This is a genomic window from Streptomyces sp. M-16, assembly GCF_052114405.1.
Taxonomy (GTDB): domain Bacteria; phylum Actinomycetota; class Actinomycetes; order Streptomycetales; family Streptomycetaceae; genus Streptomyces.
In genome coordinates this window covers 1-461 of sequence record NZ_JBFRER010000339.1, presented here as the reverse complement: position 1 = coordinate 461, position 461 = coordinate 1, and the positions used below count along the sequence as shown (strand labels likewise).

The window sequence follows — 461 nt, the reverse complement described above, 5'->3', positions numbered from 1 at the left end:
TCCCAGAGTCCCCAGGCGAGGGAGGTGGCGGGGAGGCCTTGGTTGTGTCGGTGGGTGGCGAGGGCGTCGAGGTAGGTGTTGGCGGCTGCGTAGTTGGCTTGGCCGGGGGTGCCGAGGGTGCCGGCGATGGAGGAGTAGAGGACGAATGCGGTGAGGTTTTTGTTCTGGGTGAGTTGGTGGAGGTGGTGKGCTGCGTCGGTTTTGGGGTGGAGGACGGTGTGGAGGTGGTGGGGGGTGAGGGTTTCGATGGTGGTGTCGTGGGTGGTGCCTGCGGTGTGGATGACTGCGGTGAGGGGGTGGTTGGTGGGGATGGTGTCGAGGAGGTGGGTGAGTGCTTGGTGGTCGGAGACGTCGCAGGCGGTGATGGTGGTGTGGGCGCCGAGTGTGGTGAGTTCGTTGGTGAGGGTGTCGGCGCCTTCGGCGGTGGGGCCGCGTCGGCTGGTGAGGAGGAGGTGGCGTAC

1 protein-coding gene is annotated in these 461 nt (G+C 66.7%); it reads right to left on the bottom strand.

The window, feature by feature from the left end:
* A partial coding sequence (locus AB4039_RS42455) for an SDR family oxidoreductase (protein ID WP_442273340.1) occupies positions 1 to 461 on the bottom strand: 461 nt, incomplete at both ends.